The sequence below is a fragment of the Beggiatoa alba B18LD genome (assembly GCF_000245015.1).
GTDB lineage: Bacteria > Pseudomonadota > Gammaproteobacteria > Beggiatoales > Beggiatoaceae > Beggiatoa > Beggiatoa alba.
The window spans coordinates 52,624-74,908 of sequence record NZ_JH600070.1; the positions used below are offsets into that span (position 1 = coordinate 52,624).

Below are 22,285 nucleotides of genomic sequence, written 5' to 3' on the forward strand. Positions count from 1 at the left end.
GAATTAAGATTTTTAGAATTAAGCGGTAAAGAAAAAAGAAGTAATCGTTGAAGTGATTGCACGCCTGAAAATAGAACAGAGACCAGCTAGATTTTAAAAGCCTAGTTGGTCTTTTTTTGTCTGAATCAGAATTTTTAGCATTAACAGAATTCGCAGAATTAAAAACAGGTTAGCAATTTCATTCTGAAAATAGTTTATAGGTTAAGACTAACAGGATTTTTATTGTTTTTAATCCGTTAATGTTGAGAAAAGACCTATAATAAGCTCAATTTTTCAATAACTATTGAACTACTTCTATCATTCTACGAGGTTTTATTGTGTTGAAATGGATAAAACGTCTATTAATAGGCTTGCTAGGCATTATTGTTTTAATGGTCGGTGGGGGATATTGGTTTTTACAATCAACATTGCCGAAAGTCTCGGGCGAGGCACATTTTAAAGGCTTGCTTGCACCAGTCACGATTAGCCGTGAAACAAACGGAGTTGTACACATTCGTGCAGAAAATGAAACAGATATGTTTTATGCACAAGGACTTATCCATGCACAAGACCGTTTATGGCAAATGGAGTTTCAACGCCGTATTGGTGCGGGACGGTTATCCGAAATTTTAGGCAATAAGGCAATAGAGCAAGATAAATTTCTGAAGACATGGGGATTTTATCGGGCAGCAGAACAGGCTTATACGGCGTTAAATGCGGAAAGTAAAGCCGTGATTGATGCCTATGTTGCAGGCATTAATGGCTATTTAGAAAGTGACCCGCCTTTGCCGATTGAGTTTAAATTATTAGGCGTAAAGCCCGCAAAATGGACACCTGCGGATGTCTTAGTATGGTCTAAAATGATGAGTTTTAATTTAGCGGGCAATCGTCGTGCAGAATTACGCCGTTACGGCTTGCTAGCAAAAGGGTTAGCTGAGGAGCGAATTGCTGAGTTAATGCCACTATATCCAAAAATAGCAACGCCGATTGATTCAACAACACCGCTGATTCATCCAACAACAAGCGATTATCATTTAATGGAAGCATTATGGCAGGCGGACGCATTTACCCCACCCATGACAGAAGCGTCCAATAATTGGGTCTTGAGCGGTCAGCGCACCGTCAGCGGGAAAGCCTTATTAGCTAACGACCCACATTTGCAAATGAGTAATCCTTCACTTTGGTATCTCGTACATTTATCAGCACCAACTTATGATGCTATTGGTGCATCTTTACCGGGATTACCTTGCATCGTCATTGGGCATAATCAAGCGATTGCTTGGGGGGTAACAAATGTCGAAGCCGATGTCGAAGATGTGTATGTTTTAGAAGAAACAGAAGATAAACAAGGCTATGTTTATCAAAATGAAGTTGTACCGTATAACACCCGTACTGAAACGATAAAGGTCAAAGGGGAAGCCGACCAGACATTTATCGTCAAAGAAAGCCGTTATGGCGTTGTTATCACAGAACTAGTTGCAGACGCGCCAAAAACCAAGCCGTTAGCCTTACGTTGGACGGGTCATGACCCTGATGATACGACCTTTAGCGCGTATTATGCTATTAATAAAGCTAAAAATTGGACAGAATTTAACGCCGCAATGCGTTATTACATTGCACCCAGTCAAAATTTTATTTATGCCGATACTGCGGGCAATATTGGGCATATCGTATCAGGTCGCTTACCGATTCGAAAAGCAGGGCATTCAGGTTTATATCCCGTGCTTGGCAATGGCGATTGGGATTGGCAAGGCTTTATCCCTTTTGAAGAATTACCCCGCCGTTACAATCCGCCAGAAGGCTATATTATCACAGCAAATCATAATATTAGCCCAGAAAATTATCCCTACACAATTTCTTTAGAATGGGGAGGCGAACCCTATCGTTATGAACGGATTAAACAATTAATTGATGCCAAAGAAAAACATGATTTAAGCAGTATGCGAGCCATTCAGTTAGACCAACTCAGTCTTTTATATACGGATTTTCGCCCCTATTTACAAAATTTACCCATTATCAGCCCTACTGCTCAAGCCGCTTTACAACGCCTATTAGCTTGGAAAGGGGAAATGTCACCCACATCACCAGAGGCGACTTTATTCATCGCATGGTATATGGCATTTTCGCACTTACCACAGACAGAAACAGGGGAATCTTGGTTCTTCTATCCGCGCTATTTATTAAACGCGCTGAAATCTGGCGATAGTGCCTGCGCACAACAAAAACGAACTTGCTTAGAAATTGCGGGCGATGTCTTTGAAACTGTTGTGAAACAATGGTCAACAGATATTCCAAAATGGGGACTAGTCCATCAAGCAATGTTTAATCATCCAATTTTAACCCATACGCCCCTTGCGCCCCTGTTTGACAGACAAGTTGATTTTGGCGGAGAGCGTTTCACGGTCAATGTTGGCTGGGTCAATCCTGAGACACTAAAAACAACGCATGTACCAAGTTATCGCCAACTCATTGATTTTAGCCAATTAGATAATTCGGCTTATATTCATCCGATGGGACAATCAGGCAATGTCATGTCATCGCATTTTGATGACTTACTGGCTCTATGGCAAAAAGGTGAATATCTCACGATGCAAACCAAGGGCTATACCGAAGCTAATAAACTGATTTTAAAGCCTTAAATAATCTAAACTTAATAACCAGTGTTCGGTGAGTTTCTTTTAAAAAGACAACAGCTTGTCTGAATCAGGATTAAAAGATTGTCTGAATCAGAATTTTCAGAATTAGCAAAATTTTCAGAATTAAAAAGACAAGAAAATTAAAAGAATAAAAAATTATGTTTTTAATTCTGCTAATTCTGAAAATTCTGTGAATTCTGATTCAGACAAAAAAAGACCTGCTAGGTTTTAAAAACCTAGCAGGTCTCTATTTTATTTTATAAAACTCGCCGAACTCAGGTTTTTTAATTCTGCTAATTCTAAAAATTCTGTGAATCCTGATTCAGACAAAAAAGACCTAGCGGGTCTGTCGGAACACGCGAAAAACACGGGTTAATAAAGATTAATTTCCTCGAAATTGTTCTGTAACGTATTCGCCCCTATAGTGATAACTGTCAAAAATACTTTATTACCAGTATTTCAGTGAATTCTATTTTAAACGGGGGAAACTATGTTTTATAACAAATTACGTCGTCATGCTTTAACCCTATGTGTTATCGCTGCTTTAGGAGTAACAACCCCTTATATTTATGGGGTACATGCTGAAAGTCAGAACTTAAGTAACTTTCAAACGATGCCCGCGAGCTTTGCGGATTTAGTGGAAAAAGTACAGCCTGCTGTTGTCAGTATTTCCATCTCTGGAAAAGCTACTAATAGTAATTTTACGATGGAATTTCCAGAATTTCCAAAAGGCTCACCCTTTGAAGAGTTTTTCCGTCGCTTCCAAGAACAACAACCCTATGGGCAACGGGAAATTCCCAGTCCCAATACCATCACCGCGCTAGGCTCAGGTTTTATCATTTCCGCTGATGGCAAAGTCGTGACTAACTACCACGTGATTAAAGACGCAAATGAAATTCACGTGACATTGCATGACGAAAGCAAATATACCGCGACCATCGTCGGCTACGATGAAAAAACCGACCTCGCCTTATTACAACTAGATACCAAAAAAAACCTGCCTTATGTCAGTTTTGGTGATTCCAATAAAACCCGTGTCGGCGATTGGGTGATTGCGGTCGGTAATCCTTTTGGCTTAGGCGATACATTTACAGCAGGGATTTTATCGGCGCGGGGTCGGGATATAAACTCAGGTCCTTATGATGATTTTTTACAATTTGACGCGCCTATCAATCGCGGTAATTCAGGTGGCCCTTTATTTAACAATCGTGGCGAAGTTGTTGGCATTAATACCGCGATTTATTCACCCACAGGGGGCAGTGTCGGCATTGGCTTTGCTATTCCTGCCAATACTGCCAACGGCATTATTGAGCAACTACGTGATAAAGGTAGCGTTAGTCGTGGCTGGTTAGGTGTACAAATTCAACCGCTCACCGATGAAATTGCTGAAAGTTTAGGCTTAAGCGATACCAAAGGCGCGTTAGTGGCGGATTTACTGCCTGAAAGTCCCGCACGGACAGCGGGTGTAAAAGTCGGCGATGTTATCATTGCTGTTGATGGACAAGTGATTAATCAATTTAAAGATTTACCGCGCTTTATTGCTAAAGGCAAAGCGGGGGAAGTGGCAAAACTCACGGTATGGCGTGGCAATCAGCAACAAATGATTGCAGTCACGTTGAGCAATATGCCCGCAGATACGCAACAAGTTGCCAGCAGTAGCAATCGCTTTGATGGTGAAACCAGCACGCATGATGAAGTGGGTTTAAAACTCACGGCATTGACTGAGAAAGCTCGTCGTCAATTTCAATTATCTGAAAATACAGAAGGGGTTTTAATCACGGATGTTGCCAACCGTAGTCCAGCGGCAGACGTAGGCTTACAAGCGGGTGATGTGATTGTAATGGTTGGACAAGTAAAAGTTTCTAACCCTGCGGAAGTTGTGGCAAAAATTAAAGAAGCAGAGCAAACAAAACGGCAGTCGGTGTTATTATTGGTTGACCGCCGTGGCGACCAACGTTTTATTACGGTGAAATTGCAGAAGGCGTAAATAACGCCTGTTCTGTGAGTATTTTAAAATAAAACAGAGACCTGCTAGGTTTTTAAACCCTAGCAGGTCTTTTTTTGTCTGAATCAGAATTCACAGAATTTTCAGAATTAGCAGAATTAAAAAGCATGATTCGCATTAATTTCTTGGTTTAATCAGACAAGATGTTGTCTTTTTTAAAAGAAACTTGCCGAACTCAGGTTATTTATTCTGCGGTCAGCGTTAGCGTTTCGGATAATAAAGGAGGTTCATTTGTTGCGGGTGTTTGCCAACTTAATTGATACAGTTCACCTTTTATATCTGTAGAAAGGATGAATTGGTAACGAGTTTGTTGATAAACAGGGTAAGCATCAAATTTACTATCGTCTTTAAATGGATAAATCGTTATTTCTTGACCATTAACCATTTTGTCTTGATAGGTAAATTGAATTGCTTGAATTGTTGCTTTTTCTTCTAACGCGGTTTTTACTTGATTTTGAAAATACCGCCAGTGTCCAATGGGTGCAAGTCGTTGTAGTTCTTGTACAGAACGTTGTAGAAAAATCAGTAACATTGGATTGCCTGTTACTTCTTCCATATCAGGAAAAAATTGCCGTCGATCTTGTGTAAAATAGTCGACATGTACATTTTTACCCGTCTTTCCCGCGCTCACTTGCAATACAATGGTGTCACTAAATCCTACTTCTGCACTGCCTGCTTTAGTAAATTGATAAGTTAGCTTACTGGCGGCTGGTGTTTGTGCTAGGTGATTGCTAAAAAAAAGTAGCTGATTAGCTTTAGAATAAGTTTCTTCCGCCTGTGAATAACTGCTATAAAAAACAAAGGTTAAACTAAGTATGAATGCGGTAATACGTAATGTCATATTTATTTTTCACCCTTTGCTGTACTGAGGGTTTCAGGCACTAGCGGAATATGATATTCCGTTAAAATGGTGTGGATAGCGGTTTTATTACGTACTAAGGCTTGTTCTATTGTTTCTTTCCATTCAGGTTCGCCACGACGTACTCCAACCGCCATTGGAAAATCAAAGCGTATTCCTGCTTCAGAATCAACGGGTAATAGGGCTAATTCCTGTTGTCCTTTCAGTTTATACGCAAAATATCCCGCAACAGGGCCCCAAATAAAGACCATGTTAATTTTATCGGCAACAAGGTCTTGTTCTATGATTTGTCCCGCGTAGTAGTTCGGGTCGCCATTCATAATTTGGTAGGAAACGGCTTGATTAATTAGGTTATGTTTTAAAATCCAATCAACGGAAGGGGCAGGGGCAAACATGCCAATTTTTAATTGTTGTTTACGTGCATCAGGGAGTTGCAGTAAATCATTGGGGGTTTTGATATCGTCCCAACCACGCCCTTTGATATAAACCAAGGTATAAGTTGAGCGGTAATAAGGTTTGGTATTTGATGTCATATCAAAGCGTTGGGGGACTCCCATGACGACATCGCATTCAAAACGCCCTTTTACATCTGACCATTTGCGTAATGTGGTTTGAATAAATCCCATGCGTTGGGGAAACCAAGTATATTCAATGGGTAGCTTAAGGTCTTTAGCGAGTAATTCAGCAATTTTGTTTTCAAAGCCGCTGAGATTTTGATGAGAAAACGGTAGGTTATTTGGGTCAGCACAAACCCGAAAAGCAGTTGGTAGTGTGGGCTTGTCTTCGGCGTGGCTGGCAAAACTGAAAAACATAACTGTTGAAACGAGAAGCGAAAAAGTCCATTGTGAAATAGGAGACATGAATAACTCCATTAGGGAAAACCTGATGCTTATATGGTACAAAACACGGCGGGCAATACTATACCGCCGTGTTGCCTAACGACTTAACGCATTATTGTAGTTTTTCTGGACGACCAGGGAGTAATACGCCATCAGAACGGGCACGTAAGTAGGACCATAATTCATCTAAGTGTGGCATGACGTTAGGATTGTCTTTCCATGCTGGCATTACACCAACTTGTCCTTGAAATCCTTCTGTAACAGAATGAATAAAGCGTTCTTTGGGAAAGTCTTTTAGCCGTTCTATTAAGCTAGGTGCAAAGGTGCTACCAACAGCATCTTGAGCATGGCAAACGTGGCATGTTGCATGAAATGCTCGCCAGCCTTTGAAGGTTTGCGCGTCAACCTTGCATTTATTGCCTTCACAAACAACAGTATAGGGCTTCTCTGTGCTCGCTGTAGCGGGTGCAGGAGATGTTGTTGCTGGGGTTGTTTCAGTTGTTGCGGAGGGCGTTGTTACCGTTGTAGGCGCAGGGGTTGTGGCGGGTTGAGTTGTCGCAGTGTTAGGAGTTGCCCCAGTGGGGGTGGGTGTTTCCGTAGTTGTAGGGGTTGCAGTCTCAGCAGTTAATAAAGAGCTATTTAATAAACCTCCCACACAGAGTGTGACAGTCAAAAATAATACAGACTTCTTCATTACAAACATCCTCCAAGATGGTGTGAATATCGTGTTCCATTCCTCTTATGTTGTTATACCACCCCACATATTGCTTTATTTATTAGGGTAAGGAACACGTTATTTATTATATAGGTAATAAAAAAAAACCCGACAGCTTAAATACCGCTGTCGGGTACATTATAGAATGTTTTTTGATAAGGTGCATTTTATGCACCCATTAAAAACGGGTAATTTTATTTATATATACTTAACCGCCTAATTAATCAGGTAATGCAAAAACGGTCATGACACCACCTAATTGGGTGTAAGAGCTTAAGCTCTTGTAAGCACCAACCGCGCCTAAACCATCTGTGGCTTTTTCTAAGCCTGCCGCCATACCGATACCAGCCCAGCCACCAATTCCTGATAAGACAGCAATGTATTGTTTGCCTTTGTGGGTGTAGGTGTTGATATTACCGATAATGCCTGATGGGGTTTTGAAGCGATAGAGTTCTTTACCATCTTTCGCATCAACCGCTTTGAGGTAGCCTTCTAAAGTGCCGTAGAAAACGACATCGCCAGCAGTAGAGAGCGCGCCACTCCAGACGGAGAAGGCTTCAGGTAATGACCACACAATTTTACCTTGCACCGCATCCCACGCAATGAAGTTTCCTAAACCACCGTGGCTGTTAGGTGCGGGGAACATGTTGACGGTTGCACCGATGAAGGGTTGACCAGCAACATAGGAGACTTCAAAGGGTTCATAATCCATACAAACGTGGTTAGTCGGTACGTAGAATAAGCCTGTTTTAGGGGAGTAGCTGGCTGGTTGTTGGTCTTTAGAGCCTAATGCAGCAGGGCAAATGCCTTTTGTATTGACATCAGGACCATTTTGTTGGGTGCTGTATTGTGCTACGACTTGTGGGCGACCTGTTTCTTTGTCGACGTGGGTTGCCCAGTTGACAGCAGGGTCATATTTTTCAGCAACTAATAATTCGCCTGTTTCGCGGTCTAAGGTGTATGCGAAGCCGTTGCGATCCATGTTGACGAGAAGTTTACGGGGTTTGCCTTGGAACTCTTTGTCGACAAGAATGTTTTCGTTGACACCGTCATAATCCCATTCGTCATGGGGGGTTTTTTGGAAGAACCATTTTGCCATCCCAGTATCAGCATCACGCGCCATAATGGTCATAGACCATTTGTTGTCACCTGGGCGTTGTGCGGGATTCCATGTGCTGGGGTTGCCAGTTCCGTAGTAAACGAGGTTTAACGCGGGGTCGTAGGTGTACCAGCCCCATGTTGTGCCGCCCCCAGTTTTCCATTGGTCGCCTTGCCATGTGGAGACGCTGGAGTCTTTGCCAATGGGTTTAAGCATGGCGGTGGTTTTTTCGGGGTCGACTAATAAGTCTTTGTCAGGTCCTACGCTGTGAGCTTGCCATGCAACAGAGCCATCTTTGATGTAGTAGGCGGTTAAACGTCCACGCACGCCGAATTCGCCGCCGCTAATCCCTGTAAAGATTTTGTCTTTAATAATCAGGGGGGCGTTGGTATTGGTTTCGCCTTTGCTTGGGTCGCCGTTTTTAATACTCCAAACAACTGCTCCAGTTTTGGCATCGAGGGCAACAAGTGTTGTATCTGCTTGTTGTAAGAAAACTTTGCCGTCTGCGTAGGCTAAACCACGATTAACTGTGTCGCAGCACATGATGGCAATCACGTCGGGATTTTGTTTAGGCTCATACATCCATTTGACCGTTTGGTCATTGAGATCGATGGCGTAAACTTTGTTAGGGAATGGGGTATGAACGTATTGGGTATCACCAACAACTAAAGGGCCCCCCTCATGACCGCGTAAAACCCCTGTGGAGAATGTCCAAACAGGACGCAATTCTTTTACGTTTTTGTTGTTGATTTGATCTAGGGTACTGTAGCGTGTCCCTGAGTAGTTACCACCCCACATAACCCATTGATTGGGGTCTTGTTGCAGCTTGAGTAGTTCATCATTGGCTTGTACTTGTCCACCCAGTGCAACGGTAAATAGTGCGCTAGAACACAGTGTAGCTAACAGTTTTTTATTCATAAAACTCTCCATTCTCTATCAATTTTTTCAGGAATGCGAAAGATTCAAACCGTTTTTATAGACGGTTAGTCTTTGAAAGCCAGTTGTTTTTAAGCATTTTTAAGGGGGAATAATCACTAAATCTGCTTAATTTTTTGGTTTTCAGGGGAACTGAAAAAATAGTCTGAATCCTTTGGTTTTCAGTGTATGAGCTATATTTTTTTGATTTTAAAGGATTTGCTCATTTAGTTGATTTTATACTGGTTGTTTACAACCATTTTTTAAACCACTATGCAGTTTTTTAACCACATACCTGCAAACTATAGCACAAGATTTTTTGAATGTTTATAAAAAATATTCATTGAAGTTGTAAATAGCATTGTGTTTATTAAATCATTGAACACGCGGTAAGGTCAGAATGAACTTTGTTCCTTGATTTTCCTTGCTTTCACAATGAATATCGCCTGCCATTGCCTCGGTGAGTTTTTTTACAATGAATAGACCTAGCCCTGTTGAGTGTTCGTCGCCTGTCGGTTTTGGGGTTAAGCGGGCAAATTTGGTAAATAGTTTGGTTTGGTCGGTATAACTTAAGCCGTAACCTTGATCTTGGATAGAAAAAACAATGTTGTTATCTGTTACTTGTAGTGATAACTCAATGTTTTTATGAGCGGGGGAGTATTTAATTGCATTGGAAATTAAGTTATCGAGGATTTGTTGTAAGGCGGTTAAGTCTGCCAGTATCATGTATTCGTTATCATGATGTTTTAATTTAATATTTAAGTCTTTTTTGTGAGCAGGTTCTGCATATTGTTTTAATTGATTGCGTAAAATAGGGAGAAAGTCTAAAGGTTCTAGGGAGAGGTTTAAACGTCCTGATTCTATTTTATCGGCATCGAGTAAATTATTAATTAGTTGAAACATTCTTCTGGCTGTTGCATCAATTTTATGGGCATATTCACTCACTTTGTTAGGGGGTAATTCGTGACAAGATTTGTGTAAAACTTCAGCTAATAATTGAATAGCAGAGAGTGGGTTTTTTAAATCGTGTGCGGTAATGGCGAGTAACTCGCTTTTTTCGACATTCAGTTGTTGTAATAGTGTATTTTGCGTTTGTAAATGTCGTTGTAGCTCGCGAATGGTTAAATGGGTTTGTATGCGTGCAAGTGCTTCTTTTGCTTGAATCGGTTTGGAGAGGTAATCAACCGCACCAACTTCAAACCCCATAATTTTATGGCTGGTTGCTGATAATGCACTCATAAAAATAATGGGAATATCGGTTGTTTGCGTATCTGCTTTCAGTCGTTGACAGGTTTCAAACCCATTAATACCAGGCATCATGATGTCTAATAGGATGATATCAGGCTGTATCTTGCGTGCTTGTTGCAACGCTTCTTCGCCAGAGTTAGCAACTTCAATGTTATAACCCGCTGTCAAAAGGCAATTTAATAAGACATCAATGTTGGCGGAAACGTCATCAACCAGTAAAACGGTATATTGGAAAGGCAGTAAATTCATTGTCATGTGTAAAAAATGGTTAAGAAATATTTGTTATATTTAGAGGGAGAATTAATACTCAACTAGTGATAAACACAGTGTTTTTTGTCATGCTGTTTATAGTGGATTGAGTATCTATGATTTTTTTCTTAAAAACAGAGCCTTTATATATCTATGTCTAGAGATAGTTTTTACGCACAATCAGGCGTAATTCCGTTTATTCGTCAAGCAGAGGAATTTCGTATTGTCTTAATTACGGCAAGCAATCGACGGCAACGCTGGATTGTTCCTAAAGGAAATGTGGAGAAGTATTTAACCCCGATTGAATCAGCCGCAAAAGAAGCTCGAGAAGAGGCGGGTGTATTGGGTTATATCTATCCTAAACAGGTTGGTGAGTATCAGTATCCAAAATGGGGGGGAATCTGTCATGTTCAATTATTTCTCCTTGAGGTTGAGCAACTCTTAACAATTTGGGATGAGCATAAAGCTCGCTCGCGCCGTTTAGTGACCTTAACCGAAGCCTATCATTTACTGGATATTCCTGAGGTAAAAAATATCGTTTTGCAGTTGCCTAGCCTTCTTGCTGACATGATAACTCTCTAAACATGATAGAGAATGCATATTCTTATTAGCTTTCTTTTACATTATCAATTTTTTACGTTAGACTCTTGAGCAAATACTTTAAAAACGGTTTTTGAGAGTTGATCAGGCAGTCGCTCTGTTTTGTAACAGGGAGGAAAGTCCGGGCTTCATAGGACAAGGTGCCAGATAACGTCTGGGAGGCGCGAGCCTACGGAAAGTGCCACAGAAAAGATACCGCCTTTAAGGTGATGTTTGCCTTATTGGTAAGGGTGAAATGGTGCGGTAAGAGCGCACCGCGTCTCTGGTAACAGGGATGGCAGGGTAAACCCTACCTGAAGCAAGACCAAATAGGGGAACTTTTTAAGTCATTATCTACGGATAAGGATTTAAATAACGTGTGGTCCGCACGGTTCTCGGGTAGGTTGCTAGAGGTGTTTGGCGACAAACATCCCAGAGGAATGACTGCTACAGATTTGTTTTACTTTGGTAAAACAGGTTTGACAGAACCCGGCTTACCGATCAACTCTCATCTTTAACTCTTTAAACGTGATAGCTGTTATGGCGATTTTCGGCAAACTCTGCGCCATAAAACGCTTATAAAAATAGCCATGGGATAAAACACGATTAAGGGTTATCCACTCAGCGTAAACGTTTATCCATGTTTCCAATCTATGCAAAGTACTCCACGCTAAACTGCTGATAAGCATATCAGTCGTTTAGCGAGCGGTGTACATCAGTTTTTTAGGAGAGCCTAGGCATGATCGCTTCCAATTATCTGAGCAGGTGGACTCTACTTTGTGCGTGGTATTGCACAGTATCCCCTAGAGTCAACTATTTTCTTTCAATTTTCTTGAGCCTTTGGATACTTTGCATTGCGCCGTCTGCATCTGCATTAACGTTTATCAATGCACAGGTGGATGGGGCAAGTGTGGATGGTGTAAATGGTCTTGCCCGTCCAAATGGTATTGCTATCAGTCCCGATGGTGCATTTCTTTATGCAACGGGTTCTACAGATAACGCGATTAATGTCTTTCAACGTGATACGGTTTCAAGTGCTACAACGGTTGGGCAATTAACGTTTGTCCAAACTGTTACCAGTAGTCATATCGCTAATAATGGCTTAATGGGTGCGAACGCTATTGCTGTTAGCCCTGATGGAAAACATGTTTATGTCACAGGGGTAACGGATAGCAGTTTAACGGTGTTTACCCGAAATACTGCAACAGGCATGTTAAGTCTGGTTGAAGTGCAAAAAGATGGGGTAGGCACTGTGAGTGCCATGCAAAATGCTAATGTGGTGACTTTAAGCCCTGATGGTACTCGGGTTTATGTGACCTCTCCCACAGATAACGCGCTCAATGTCTTTTCCCGTGATAGTAATACAGGGTTATTAACCCTATTAGGCGTGCAAATTGATGGCGTGAATGGTGTGAATGGGCTTGCAGGGGCGGCTGATGTAAAAGCGGTGAGTGATGGCACGAATACCTTTATTTATGTTGCAAGTACTGTTGACAATGCGGTCAGCGTTTTTGCCAAGCAAGGCAGTAGTGAATTGGTTTTTCTGGGTCTGTATCAGGAAGGTGTGAATGATCTTACTGGTTTACAGGGTGCAAATGGTTTGGTCTTTAGCCCGACCAATAATCATTTATATGTTGCCAGTCCTACCAGTAATGCAGTCGCCAGTTTTACACGTAATAGCGATGGTACTTTAACGCCGTTAGCGGTTTATACCAATAATGTAAATGGTTTTACAGGATTAGGGGGAGCACGCTATTTAGCGACAAACTCAGATGGTTCAAAAGTGTATGTTGCTGGATTTAGCGATAACACCCTTGTTAGTTTAAAACGGGATACCAGTACAGGTCTGTTAAGTATTGATGATGTTGCTAAACAAGGCACAACGGCAAACACATTGACAGGTGTGTCCGCAATAGCCACCTCAGGCGCGTATATCTATGCAGCGGCTTACTATAGCAACGCGGTGAATACCTTCGCAGGTTCTAACGAAAATTTACAAATCACGGCTGTCAGTAGTACCAGTTCTTTATCCGTGAATACGGCATTTACTTATACGGCAACTGTCAGCAATACAGGACTTGCCGCTACAAATATCGTTGTTACTAATACCTTACCGAATGGCATTACCCTTAATACCACACAGGCATTACCCAGTGCATGTGTTGCTCAAACTGCCAGCAGTATTGTATGTAGTGTAAGCACTTTAGCAGAAGGTCAATCGGTTAATTTCGCGCTTCCCCTCACCAGTAGCACCACAGAAGGGACATTAACGCTTAAAAGCCAAGTCGTTAGTAGTAAAACAACAACGGCAAAATCTGTTTCTGTTAATGTTGTTGTAGAAACGGTCAAAGTCGATTTAGAAATTATTCAAGCCTTTGCCTCACCCTCAACGATTGTTGATATTAATACGAATTTTAGCTATATCATCAGTTTACAAAATAAACAAAACAGTGCATCAGGGGTTAAATTAACCGCCACATTACCCAGTGAAGTGAGTTATGTTTCTGGCACACAGGGATGTAATGGTAGTTCTAGCGCAAGTACCGTTACTTGTAATTTAGGGGTGTTAGATGCATTAGGGAATGCTAGCACCAACGTTACCCTGATTGTTAAAGCAAATAGCCTTTCTACAGGTGCGACAACCAGCTTTAATGTCTCCAGCAATAATACAGATGCCAGCACAAGCAACAATACAAAAGCAGTGACTGTTAGCATTGTCGGTATCGTTGCAGAGGTTGGGACTAGCATCACTAGCGACCGCAACAGTGTGTTAGTCGATGAAAATATTACCTACGTTATTACAGCCACGAATAGTGGCCCAAGCAGTACCGCAGCTAATTTGCAGGCAGTCTTGGCAGGAACGGCAACTATTAGCAGTGTAACTGCCGCGAATGGGACATGTAGCAGTGTTACTAATAACGCATTTACTTGTACCATCGCCGCACTAACTTCAACCACAACAGGAAATACAAGCACTGTTACTGTGGTTGCTAAAGCCAATGCATTGGGAACGGCAACGCTACAAGCAACTGTCACCCCGACTGTTTATGACCCAACAACGGCAAATAATACAGCGACACGTAGCGTTACCGTTACAACACCTGCCGCCGATTTAGGGGTGAGTCTCACAGCCAGCCCAAGCCCTATTTTGGTAGGGAATAATCTGACTTATACCGCAACAGTTACCAATGCAGGCCCTTCGACCGCAAATACGGTAACGATTACCCAAACCCTCCCAACAGGCACGACAATTGTCGGAACGCCTAGTATTACAAATGGACAATGCAGCGTTAGTGGTAGCACGGTTACATGTACAGTTAGCAGTTTGAGTAGCAGTGTCAGCCAAAATTCAGTAGTTTTAACAACTGTCGTAAAAACTAATAATTCTGGTACGTTAAGCAGCACTTTAAACGCGACAGTTGCAACACCGAGTGACAGTAATAGTGCTAATAACACGACCACACTGGCAACAACAGTGACACAATCCAGCGCAGATTTAGCCGTTAGTGCAATCACCGCAACGCCTGACCCTGTCTTAGTCGGTAATTTAATCAGTTATAACACCACGATTACCAATAACGGCACAGACAGTGCGACTGCTGTTGTTTTAACTCAAACCTTAGAAAGTACAGTTAGCTTTGTATCAACCTCTAATAGCAATTGTGCTCATAATGCGGGTGTCATAACGTGTAATTTAGGCACGATTGCAAACGCTCAAACTCAAACAATCACGATTGTTGCCCAACCCAATGGGTTAGGGAGTATCGGTTTTACTGCCAAAATCGCCAGTGATTCAGCAGACCCAAATACCGCAAATAATACAAAAACCTTAACCTCACAAGTAACGACACCAACAACATTAATTTATGTCGAAAACTTACGCGATGGCAGTAATGCACAGAATTTACAACGGGCAAATGGGGTGACTGTTAGCCCAGATGGTGCTTATGTCTATGTCAGCAGTTTTGGAAGTAGTGCCGTCAGTGTTTTCAGTCGCAATGCCAGCAATGCAGGGCGTTTAACCTATCTGAGCAGTGTTATCAATGGAGTCAATGGTGTAACAGGTTTATCAGGGGCAAGTAATGCGGTCGTTACGCCTGACGGTAAACATTTATACGCTGCGGGTTATAACGACAATAGTGTTGCTGTCTTTAGTCGCAATATAACCACAGGGGCATTAAGCTTTATAACCAGTTATAGCGGTTTAGCGGGTGCATTTGCCTTAGTGGCGACAGATAGTTATCTCTATGTTGCAAATGTCAACGATGATTCCATTACCGTCTTTAGTCGTGATGCAAACACAGGTAATTTAAGCCTTGTTGAAACACAACGTTCAGGCTTACTGGATAATATTGTTGGCTTAACCTTAAGCCCTGATGGTAAACAATTACTGGCAGCCGCATCCGTCAGCAACAGCATTAATGTTTATAGCCGTGATACCAGTACAGGCAAGTTAAGCCTCTTACAAACCATCAGCAATAATGCCAACGGGGTAACGGGATTAGGCGGGGTAAGTAGTCTAACAGTAACAACGGATGGTAAGTTTGCCTATGCCGTGAGTGGCTCAGACAATGCGATTACAACCTTTAGCCGTAATGCAGAAACAGGCGTTTTAAGTTTTATTGAAATGCAACAAGATGGCGTGAATGGCTTAGATGGATTAAGTGGCGCATTTGCCGTGATTGCCAGCCCTGATGGTAATTATGTCTATGTCACTGCAACCACTGATAACGCCCTTGCTGTTTTTGTCCGCAATACCACCACAGGCTTATTAACGTTGCTCAGTGTGCTAACTGACGGGGTTAATAGCGTTGATGGTTTAGCGGGTGCGAGAGGATTAGCCCTAAGCACAGGCGGTGCTAATATTTACACCACAGGCTTTAATGACAATGCAGTTGCTACATTCCGTATTTCTAGCGCAGATGTTAGCTTAAGCCTACAAGCGAATCCAAGCGGCTCTTTACTGGTTGGGGCTAATTTAAGTTATATCCTGACCGTGACCAATCGTGGCGCAGATACGGCTACAGGTGTGACCGTGCGAAATACCCTGCCCTTGGGGGTGAGCTTTGTCAGTGCCAATCCATCACAAGGTGCATGTACACAAGCAAGCAATGTCATCACATGTAACTTAGACAGTTTAGCAACCAATAATGCAGCGACAATTACGTTGTTAGTGCAAACAGCAAGCGCGGGTAAATTAACCAATACCGCCATTGTCGGGGCTAACCAATTTGACCCAGACAGCACCAATAACAGCGCGACGGTAGAAAATACAGCCGCATTAACCGCAGACTTAACGGTCAACATGACTGCAAGCCCTGACCCAGCCAGTCAATATGGTGATTTAACTTACACCATTACTCTGACTAATAACGACAGTGTGAACACGGCACAAGGCATTTACATCACCAATGTGTTGCCCGCAACAACAACATTCAACACAGCCCTGATAGGCACAGATAGCAGTGCGTGTACTTATACCGAAAATTTACACACAGTTACTTGTTATTTAAGCAGTTTACCCGCAGGAAAAACCGCAACCGTCACAATAGTTGTAACGACCGCAGAAGCAGGAACACTGACTAATACCGTCAATGTCGTTACTGATACCGTTGACCCAACAGCCAATACAGCCACGTTATCCGTAGAAGTCGTGCTGAATATCATTACTGAAACGGTGGACAATACAGGCAAAACACTCACTAACTACACCATTTCCAGCACAGGCGGTGTACGCAATGGCTCATTTGCAGGCACGATTGTCAACCAAGGGATAATTTACAGCACAGGGACTAATACGGTTGAAATTCTTGCAGGCGCAGAAGTCCGAGGCGGTGGTAAATTAGGCGGAACTATTAATAATTATGGCACTATCCGCAATATGACCTTATTAGCGGGTACAGTCATTAATGGGGGGGTTTTACGTGGCACAATTCACGGCTTCCCCAGTAGTCCTGCGTTACTACAAGGCGTTATCGTTGGTGCAAACGCACGGTTAGAAAATGTCATTATCAGCCCTAACGTTACCCTCGATTCTAGCGTTGTTTTAGGTGAAGGCGTGGTCTTCCAAAGTAGCACTAATATTCCTGCAGGCATCGATTTAACCAACTTATATCCAAAGCTGACTGACCCTGTGACGGGTAGCGAAGTTGTAGATTTAAGCACAGACATTGTGGCAGGAACGGATTTATTATCCGCAATTAATGCCTTACCTGACCTACAAAATTATGGCTTTGTCTTTACCCAAACAGCAACAGGCTTAATGATTCTCCCCATAGGCACAGACCATATTGTGGTTATGCCTGTCAGCGTGACACAAGCTAACGCAAACCAAACGGCGGGCATTACCTTAAATGTCGATGGCAGTGCCACAATAGTGACTGCAACGCGCCGAGTGATTGTTGTACAACCAGCGGTAGAAGATAGCAGTGCATTACGCACCGCATTAGGACGTTTAGGGGTAGCAACTTATGAATACCTCATGGACGGCACTTTATACATGCCTATTGATAGCACTGCTTACTTCAAAGCTCGTCCCGCCTTAGTTACTAACTTAAGCAGTGGTACAACAGGCTTAATTTTCCAAGCCTCCCCCTATGCCAGCAATGTACTAACAACCTTATTTAAATACGGTGCAGTACGGCAACAATACTTATATGGTACACCCGTTGACCGTTCACAACTCAATAACGTGTTACAAGACATTCCTAACGTACAATTAGTACAACTCAATGAAAATGGGACAGGTTTAGTACAAATTGGTAGCAGAACCTATATTGTTGTCTTTGATTACATAGTGCGGAAAGGGACTCCAAGCTCTATTACACAATTACAAATTGTCGCTGACCAAAACGGCGATGGGTCTGATGATGCCTTAGTGGTATATACCAATGGGGATAGACAAATTATTTATGTCATCCCACAACCTGACGTTGCCGAAGATATTCAAGCGATTCCTGCGGTTAAAAATGCTAACTACCTTGTCAGCAGTGATGCTGAGGAAAATTTATTACTGGCTCGCAGTAGTAGCCGTTTATACCTCAACCCGACAAATATCGTACAACTTCAATCAGTACTATCACCAAGCATGAGCGTTTATGATGATGGTCACGTGGTCTTTATTACCCCCACCGCACGCCAAGTGACTGCACAACCCCTGATTCAAGATATTGATGTCTTTACAACAGGTATCAATGCCTTGGGATTTGATACGGTTATTCAAAATGAAAACGGTAATATTACATTACGCACCAGTAATCCGTTGGTGAGTAGCGTAGCACGCCCTGCGACAGTCGCAACCGTCCCATTAATCACCATCAGCAATGAGGGAGTCTCTAGCTTAAGCTATATCCTCCCTAACTTAACCACCCTACGCCTCGTATTCCGCAATGACAATGGCACATTGTGGCAACAATATATCTACCCAGCAGCGAAAGAACCTGACAACTTACGCGCCTTTTTCCAAGCCATGCCCTCTGTACAAACCGTTACTTTCAATAACGATGGCACATTGACCGTTAAAAATGCGCAGTACAACTTCTCAGGACGGTTTGACTATGTTGTGACCGCAACAGGCGTTCCTACCAGTGGCATCCAATTTTCTAGTCAAGCCGATGCGAATGGTGATGGTTTAAGCGACTTTATCGTGACCTATGGTAATGGTGACCGACAACTTATCTATCGTTTACCGTAATTAATGACGGAATACGGGAGTATTTTTTATGCGACAAATTCAGCAATTATTGCTTATTACAGGCTTATGGCTTGGGATGTTCTCCCTAGCCTATGCACAAGCCAGTTTACAATTTGCCTCTGCTGCTTACGCCGTCAATGAAGCCGATGGCACACTACAAATAGTTGTGACACGAGCAGCAGATAGTGTAGGGGCAGTCACCGTAGATTATGCCACTATCGACACAACAGCACTGTCTGGCGTTGATTACACAGGGAAAGGAGGAACATTGACATGGGCAGATGGCGACTTAACCCATCGAGTGATTGAAATTACTATTCTGACCGACAGCACAACGGAAAATAATGAAAGTTTCGCCGTTATTCTGGCAAACCCCAGCGGGAATGCGGTACTAGGAACAAATCTACAAACAGCCATTACCATCGTTGATACCCCTGTCAATGGCGCGGGCAATTTACAATTTACAAGCACCACATACACTGCCAAAGAAAATGCAGGGATTGCACAACTTGGCGTTGAACGAATTGGCGGGAGTGTTGGCAATGTTGCTGTGCAATACGCGATTACAGGCGGAACTGCCGTTGCTAATACCGACTACGTGAATGTACAAGGGACATTAAACTGGAATACAGGCGATGCCCAAGACAAAAATATTGCAATTCCGCTCCTGCTAGATGACCAACAAGATGGCGATAAAACCCTCGTTTTAAGTCTCAGTACGGCAACAGGTGGGGCAACAGTGGGCGCAAACAATACAACAACGCTTACAATTCAAGATGTTTTTGGGACAGTTGTCACCTCCAGCGCAGGTGTTTTAACCTTTAAAACCGCACTAAGCACCGTCAATGAAAACGCAGGCGTTGCAAACGTAGAAGTCAGCCGACTAGACGGCACACAAGGCAGTGTAACGGTCAGCTATAGCACAATAAATGGAACAGCCATTGCTGGCAGTGATTACACCCTCACACAAGGCGCGTTAAGCTGGGCAAATGGTGAAAATAACACCAAAACCATCAGCGTGCCCATTCTCACTGATAATAACACCGAAGACGATGAAATATTCGCCATTAGCTTAAGTAATCCAACGGGTAACGCTGTATTAGGTATGATTGCCAGCACCAATCTAAAAATTTTAGATGGCACAGGAAATCCAACAACGGTCGTGATTGGTGATGCAGGAGCTGTACAATTTGAATCAGGTAGCTATACCGTTGATGAAAATCAAGGGAACTTAAACATCAACGTTCTACGTGTATCTGGCACTAAAGGAGATGTCCGCGTTAACTACACCATTCAAAATGGAACGGCAACAAATGGACAAGACTTTGTTTTATCCGCAGGGACATTAGTCTGGGCAGACGGTAACAGCGACGTTAAAACCCTCAACATCACCTTACAAGACGACATCACCGCAGAAGAAAACGAAAACTTTATCATTCAATTATCTAACCCTAGCAATGGTTTAGTCTTAGGCACACCTGCTGCGGCTAATGTCACCATTCGCGACAATGACGCAACCCGCGTTCAATTCTCCTCCAGTGACTATCTGGTTAACGAAAGCGGACGCTATGTAAACGTTACCGTTACCCGTCAAGGTAGCAGTCAAGGACGCATCACCGTTAATTATCAAACCAACGCTAATACTGCGATTGATAATAAAGATTATATTGGTATTTCTGGATTGATTGTTTGGGAAGATGGTGACGCAAGCAGTAAAGTTTTATCCATCCCCATCAACAACGACACCACCATTGAAGAAACCGAAACATTCCGCATTACCCTAAGCAACCTAACAGGAAACGGCACGCTTGGCTCTCCTGCACAAGCAGTCATCACCATTAAAGATGATGATGCCATTGTGATTTGCTCCGACCCCCCGCCCAGCGTCATTAACTGCTACTTAGATAACACAGGCAACACCTTAACCAATGTTCGTATTACAAATACAGGCATAGTCTTTGGTGGACAACTGGCAGGCAAAATTGACAACTTTGGCTCACTAGAAAACGTCACCCTATTAACCAATGCAACACTAAATAACTATGAAGTAGGTGTCGTAACTAATCTCTACCTCAATAACTACACCAATGTCACAGGCGGATTTATACAAGGCAGCACCATCGGCATTGGAGAATATCCCGCAACGCTAACCAGCGTCCGCATTCTCACTGATAGCTATGTCCAAAATGTCATTATTGAAGGTAACACCATCATAGACACAGAAGTTTCTATGGGAAATCAAGTCCGTTTCCGTCTCAATGGAAACATTCCGCCCATCGACTTATCCAACCTTCTAGGCTACACCCCCAGCATGGTTTTAGGTCGCTTCGCAATCAACCTCTACACCGACGTGCTAGTCAACAGTGTGCGAGGCGGTGTTTTATCCGCACTCAATGGTTTATATGATTTAACAGAAAAAGATTGGTTAATCACCCAAGACAGCGAAAGTGGCTATATTGCCTTTACCAGCGATAACAAACGCTACAACTTACTACCTACCCGTGTACGTCAAGCCCTAGAAGGTCAAATCATCAATGATATAGACTTAGGTTTAATCATTCGTGAAGATAACCGCTTTTTAGTAACCACCCATACAGGGCGAGAAGTTACCGCACATCCCGTCATTCAAGATACAACAGGGCTAGAACAAGTTTTAAACACACTTGTCTTACCTGTTTCTAGTATGCAAATGAACGACGAAGGCAATGTAAAGCTAAACTTAGTCAATCAAATCAATGGTATTACTTACTTCAGTATTCGTGCCGATATCTGCTCTTCCCCAACATCCCGCAGTACATCGCCCGAATTAGGTTTTGACACCTTACCAATCAGCGCAAACTTATACTGCTTAAGCACAGATGAGAATATGAATGTCTCTGTGAAAAATGCACTAGTTGCTTATTTAGTCTTTAACAATGGACAATCTCGCCAATATCTCTACCCTGCCGCCGCAGATGCCGCCGCATTACGTGCACTCTCGCAAGATACCCTGTTATACAAAAATGGCATGGCATTGATACACATGGGCGAAGGCGCAAGTCGTAAAACCTATAAAGGCTGGCTAACCTACGCCATCACTCAAGGTACTAACCTAAATGGTCATGTTGAAATCTTTGATGTTGATGACATGAACCAAGACGGTTTAAGCGACTACCTTATTGTTTATCCAAATGGCGATGGACAACTGATGTACAGAGTTAATTAACCTGAAGTTGGCGAATACAATTTAACCTCAGTTTCTCGATATTTATAAAGTAAAACAGAGACCTGCTAGCTTTTCAAAACCTAGCAGGTCTTTTTTTGTCTGAATCAGAATTCACAGAATTTTCAGAATTAGCAAAATTAAAAAACGTGAGTTTGGCGATTTTCTTTTAAAAAGACAACAGCTTGAATGTTGTAGGGTGGGATAGCGAAGCGTATTCCACCTTGAAATTCTGCAAAAACTGAGCAAAAACAGATTATATAGCAA

At 42.5% G+C, this 22,285-nt stretch carries 10 protein-coding genes and 1 other RNA gene; 6 read left to right on the plus strand and 5 right to left on the minus strand.

Annotated elements, in window-relative coordinates; translation table 11 throughout:
* The first annotated feature begins 317 nt into the window (after nt 1–317).
* Both BEGALDRAFT_RS00315 and BEGALDRAFT_RS00320 read left to right on the plus strand, forming a co-directional pair.
* Nucleotides 318–2,618: a penicillin acylase family protein gene (locus BEGALDRAFT_RS00315; protein ID WP_002682502.1), complete on the plus strand. Its 2,301-nt coding sequence runs from the start codon at nt 318–320 to the stop codon at nt 2,616–2,618.
* Between the two features lie 487 nt (nt 2,619–3,105).
* The gene (locus BEGALDRAFT_RS00320; RefSeq protein WP_002682503.1) at nt 3,106–4,602 is read left to right on the plus strand and encodes a DegQ family serine endoprotease; all 1,497 of its coding nucleotides are present in this window, start codon (nt 3,106–3,108) and stop codon (nt 4,600–4,602) included.
* A 202-nt stretch (nt 4,603–4,804) separates the two neighbouring features.
* Here BEGALDRAFT_RS00320 and BEGALDRAFT_RS00325 read toward each other — a convergent pair whose 3' ends face one another.
* From BEGALDRAFT_RS00325 to BEGALDRAFT_RS00345, 5 genes are all read right to left on the minus strand, one after another.
* On the minus strand, nt 4,805–5,461 hold the full coding sequence (locus tag BEGALDRAFT_RS00325; RefSeq protein ID WP_002682504.1) for a hypothetical protein: 657 nt from the start codon (nt 5,459–5,461) through the stop codon (nt 4,805–4,807).
* A gap of 2 nt (nt 5,462–5,463) precedes the next feature.
* On the minus strand, nt 5,464–6,339 hold the full coding sequence (locus BEGALDRAFT_RS00330; protein ID WP_002682505.1) for a quinoprotein dehydrogenase-associated putative ABC transporter substrate-binding protein: 876 nt from the start codon (nt 6,337–6,339) through the stop codon (nt 5,464–5,466).
* Nucleotides 6,340–6,430: 91 nt separating this feature from the next.
* Nucleotides 6,431–7,012 carry a c-type cytochrome gene (locus BEGALDRAFT_RS17650; protein WP_002682506.1) on the minus strand — a complete coding sequence of 194 codons (582 nt, stop codon included), beginning with the start codon at nt 7,010–7,012 and terminating at the stop codon, nt 6,431–6,433.
* A 241-nt stretch (nt 7,013–7,253) separates the two neighbouring features.
* Entirely contained in the window at nt 7,254–9,050 is a 1,797-nt protein-coding gene (locus tag BEGALDRAFT_RS00340; protein WP_002682507.1) for a methanol/ethanol family PQQ-dependent dehydrogenase, read from the minus strand.
* A gap of 372 nt (nt 9,051–9,422) precedes the next feature.
* Nucleotides 9,423–10,550, minus strand: a complete 1,128-nt coding sequence (locus tag BEGALDRAFT_RS00345; protein WP_040294822.1) for a hybrid sensor histidine kinase/response regulator — start codon at nt 10,548–10,550, stop codon at nt 9,423–9,425.
* 147 nt (nt 10,551–10,697) lie between these two features.
* Here BEGALDRAFT_RS00345 and BEGALDRAFT_RS00350 point away from each other — a divergent pair, with 147 nt between their 5' ends.
* The 4 genes from BEGALDRAFT_RS00350 (at nt 10,698) to BEGALDRAFT_RS00360 (ending at nt 22,021) form a co-directional block, all read left to right on the plus strand.
* Complete coding sequence (locus BEGALDRAFT_RS00350; protein WP_002682516.1) at nt 10,698–11,126, plus strand: NUDIX hydrolase; 429 nt, start codon at nt 10,698–10,700, stop codon at nt 11,124–11,126.
* Nucleotides 11,127–11,220: 94 nt separating this feature from the next.
* An RNA gene (rnpB, locus tag BEGALDRAFT_RS18625) (RNase P RNA component class A) lies at nt 11,221–11,636 on the plus strand.
* A 319-nt stretch (nt 11,637–11,955) separates the two neighbouring features.
* Entirely contained in the window at nt 11,956–18,816 is a 6,861-nt protein-coding gene (locus BEGALDRAFT_RS00355) for a beta-propeller fold lactonase family protein (protein WP_198284585.1), read from the plus strand.
* Between the two features lie 28 nt (nt 18,817–18,844).
* Nucleotides 18,845–22,021, plus strand: a complete 3,177-nt coding sequence (locus tag BEGALDRAFT_RS00360) for a Calx-beta domain-containing protein (protein WP_002682520.1) — start codon at nt 18,845–18,847, stop codon at nt 22,019–22,021.
* Nucleotides 22,022–22,285 lie beyond the last annotated feature (264 nt).

Bases quoted from the DNA above. Each gene is read 5' to 3' on its own strand.
- BEGALDRAFT_RS00320 (WP_002682503.1), top strand. From the start codon at position 3,106: ATGTTTTATAACAAATTACGTCGTCATGCTTTAACCCTATGTGTTATC.
- BEGALDRAFT_RS00325 (WP_002682504.1), bottom strand. From the start codon at position 5,461: ATGACATTACGTATTACCGCATTCATACTTAGTTTAACCTTTGTTTTT.
- BEGALDRAFT_RS00330 (WP_002682505.1), bottom strand. From the start codon at position 6,339: ATGTCTCCTATTTCACAATGGACTTTTTCGCTTCTCGTTTCAACAGTT.
- BEGALDRAFT_RS17650 (WP_002682506.1), bottom strand. From the start codon at position 7,012: ATGAAGAAGTCTGTATTATTTTTGACTGTCACACTCTGTGTGGGAGGT.
- BEGALDRAFT_RS00340 (WP_002682507.1), bottom strand. From the start codon at position 9,050: ATGAATAAAAAACTGTTAGCTACACTGTGTTCTAGCGCACTATTTACC.
- BEGALDRAFT_RS00345 (WP_040294822.1), bottom strand. From the start codon at position 10,550: ATGACAATGAATTTACTGCCTTTCCAATATACCGTTTTACTGGTTGAT.
- BEGALDRAFT_RS00350 (WP_002682516.1), top strand. From the start codon at position 10,698: ATGTCTAGAGATAGTTTTTACGCACAATCAGGCGTAATTCCGTTTATT.
- BEGALDRAFT_RS00360 (WP_002682520.1), top strand. From the start codon at position 18,845: ATGCGACAAATTCAGCAATTATTGCTTATTACAGGCTTATGGCTTGGG.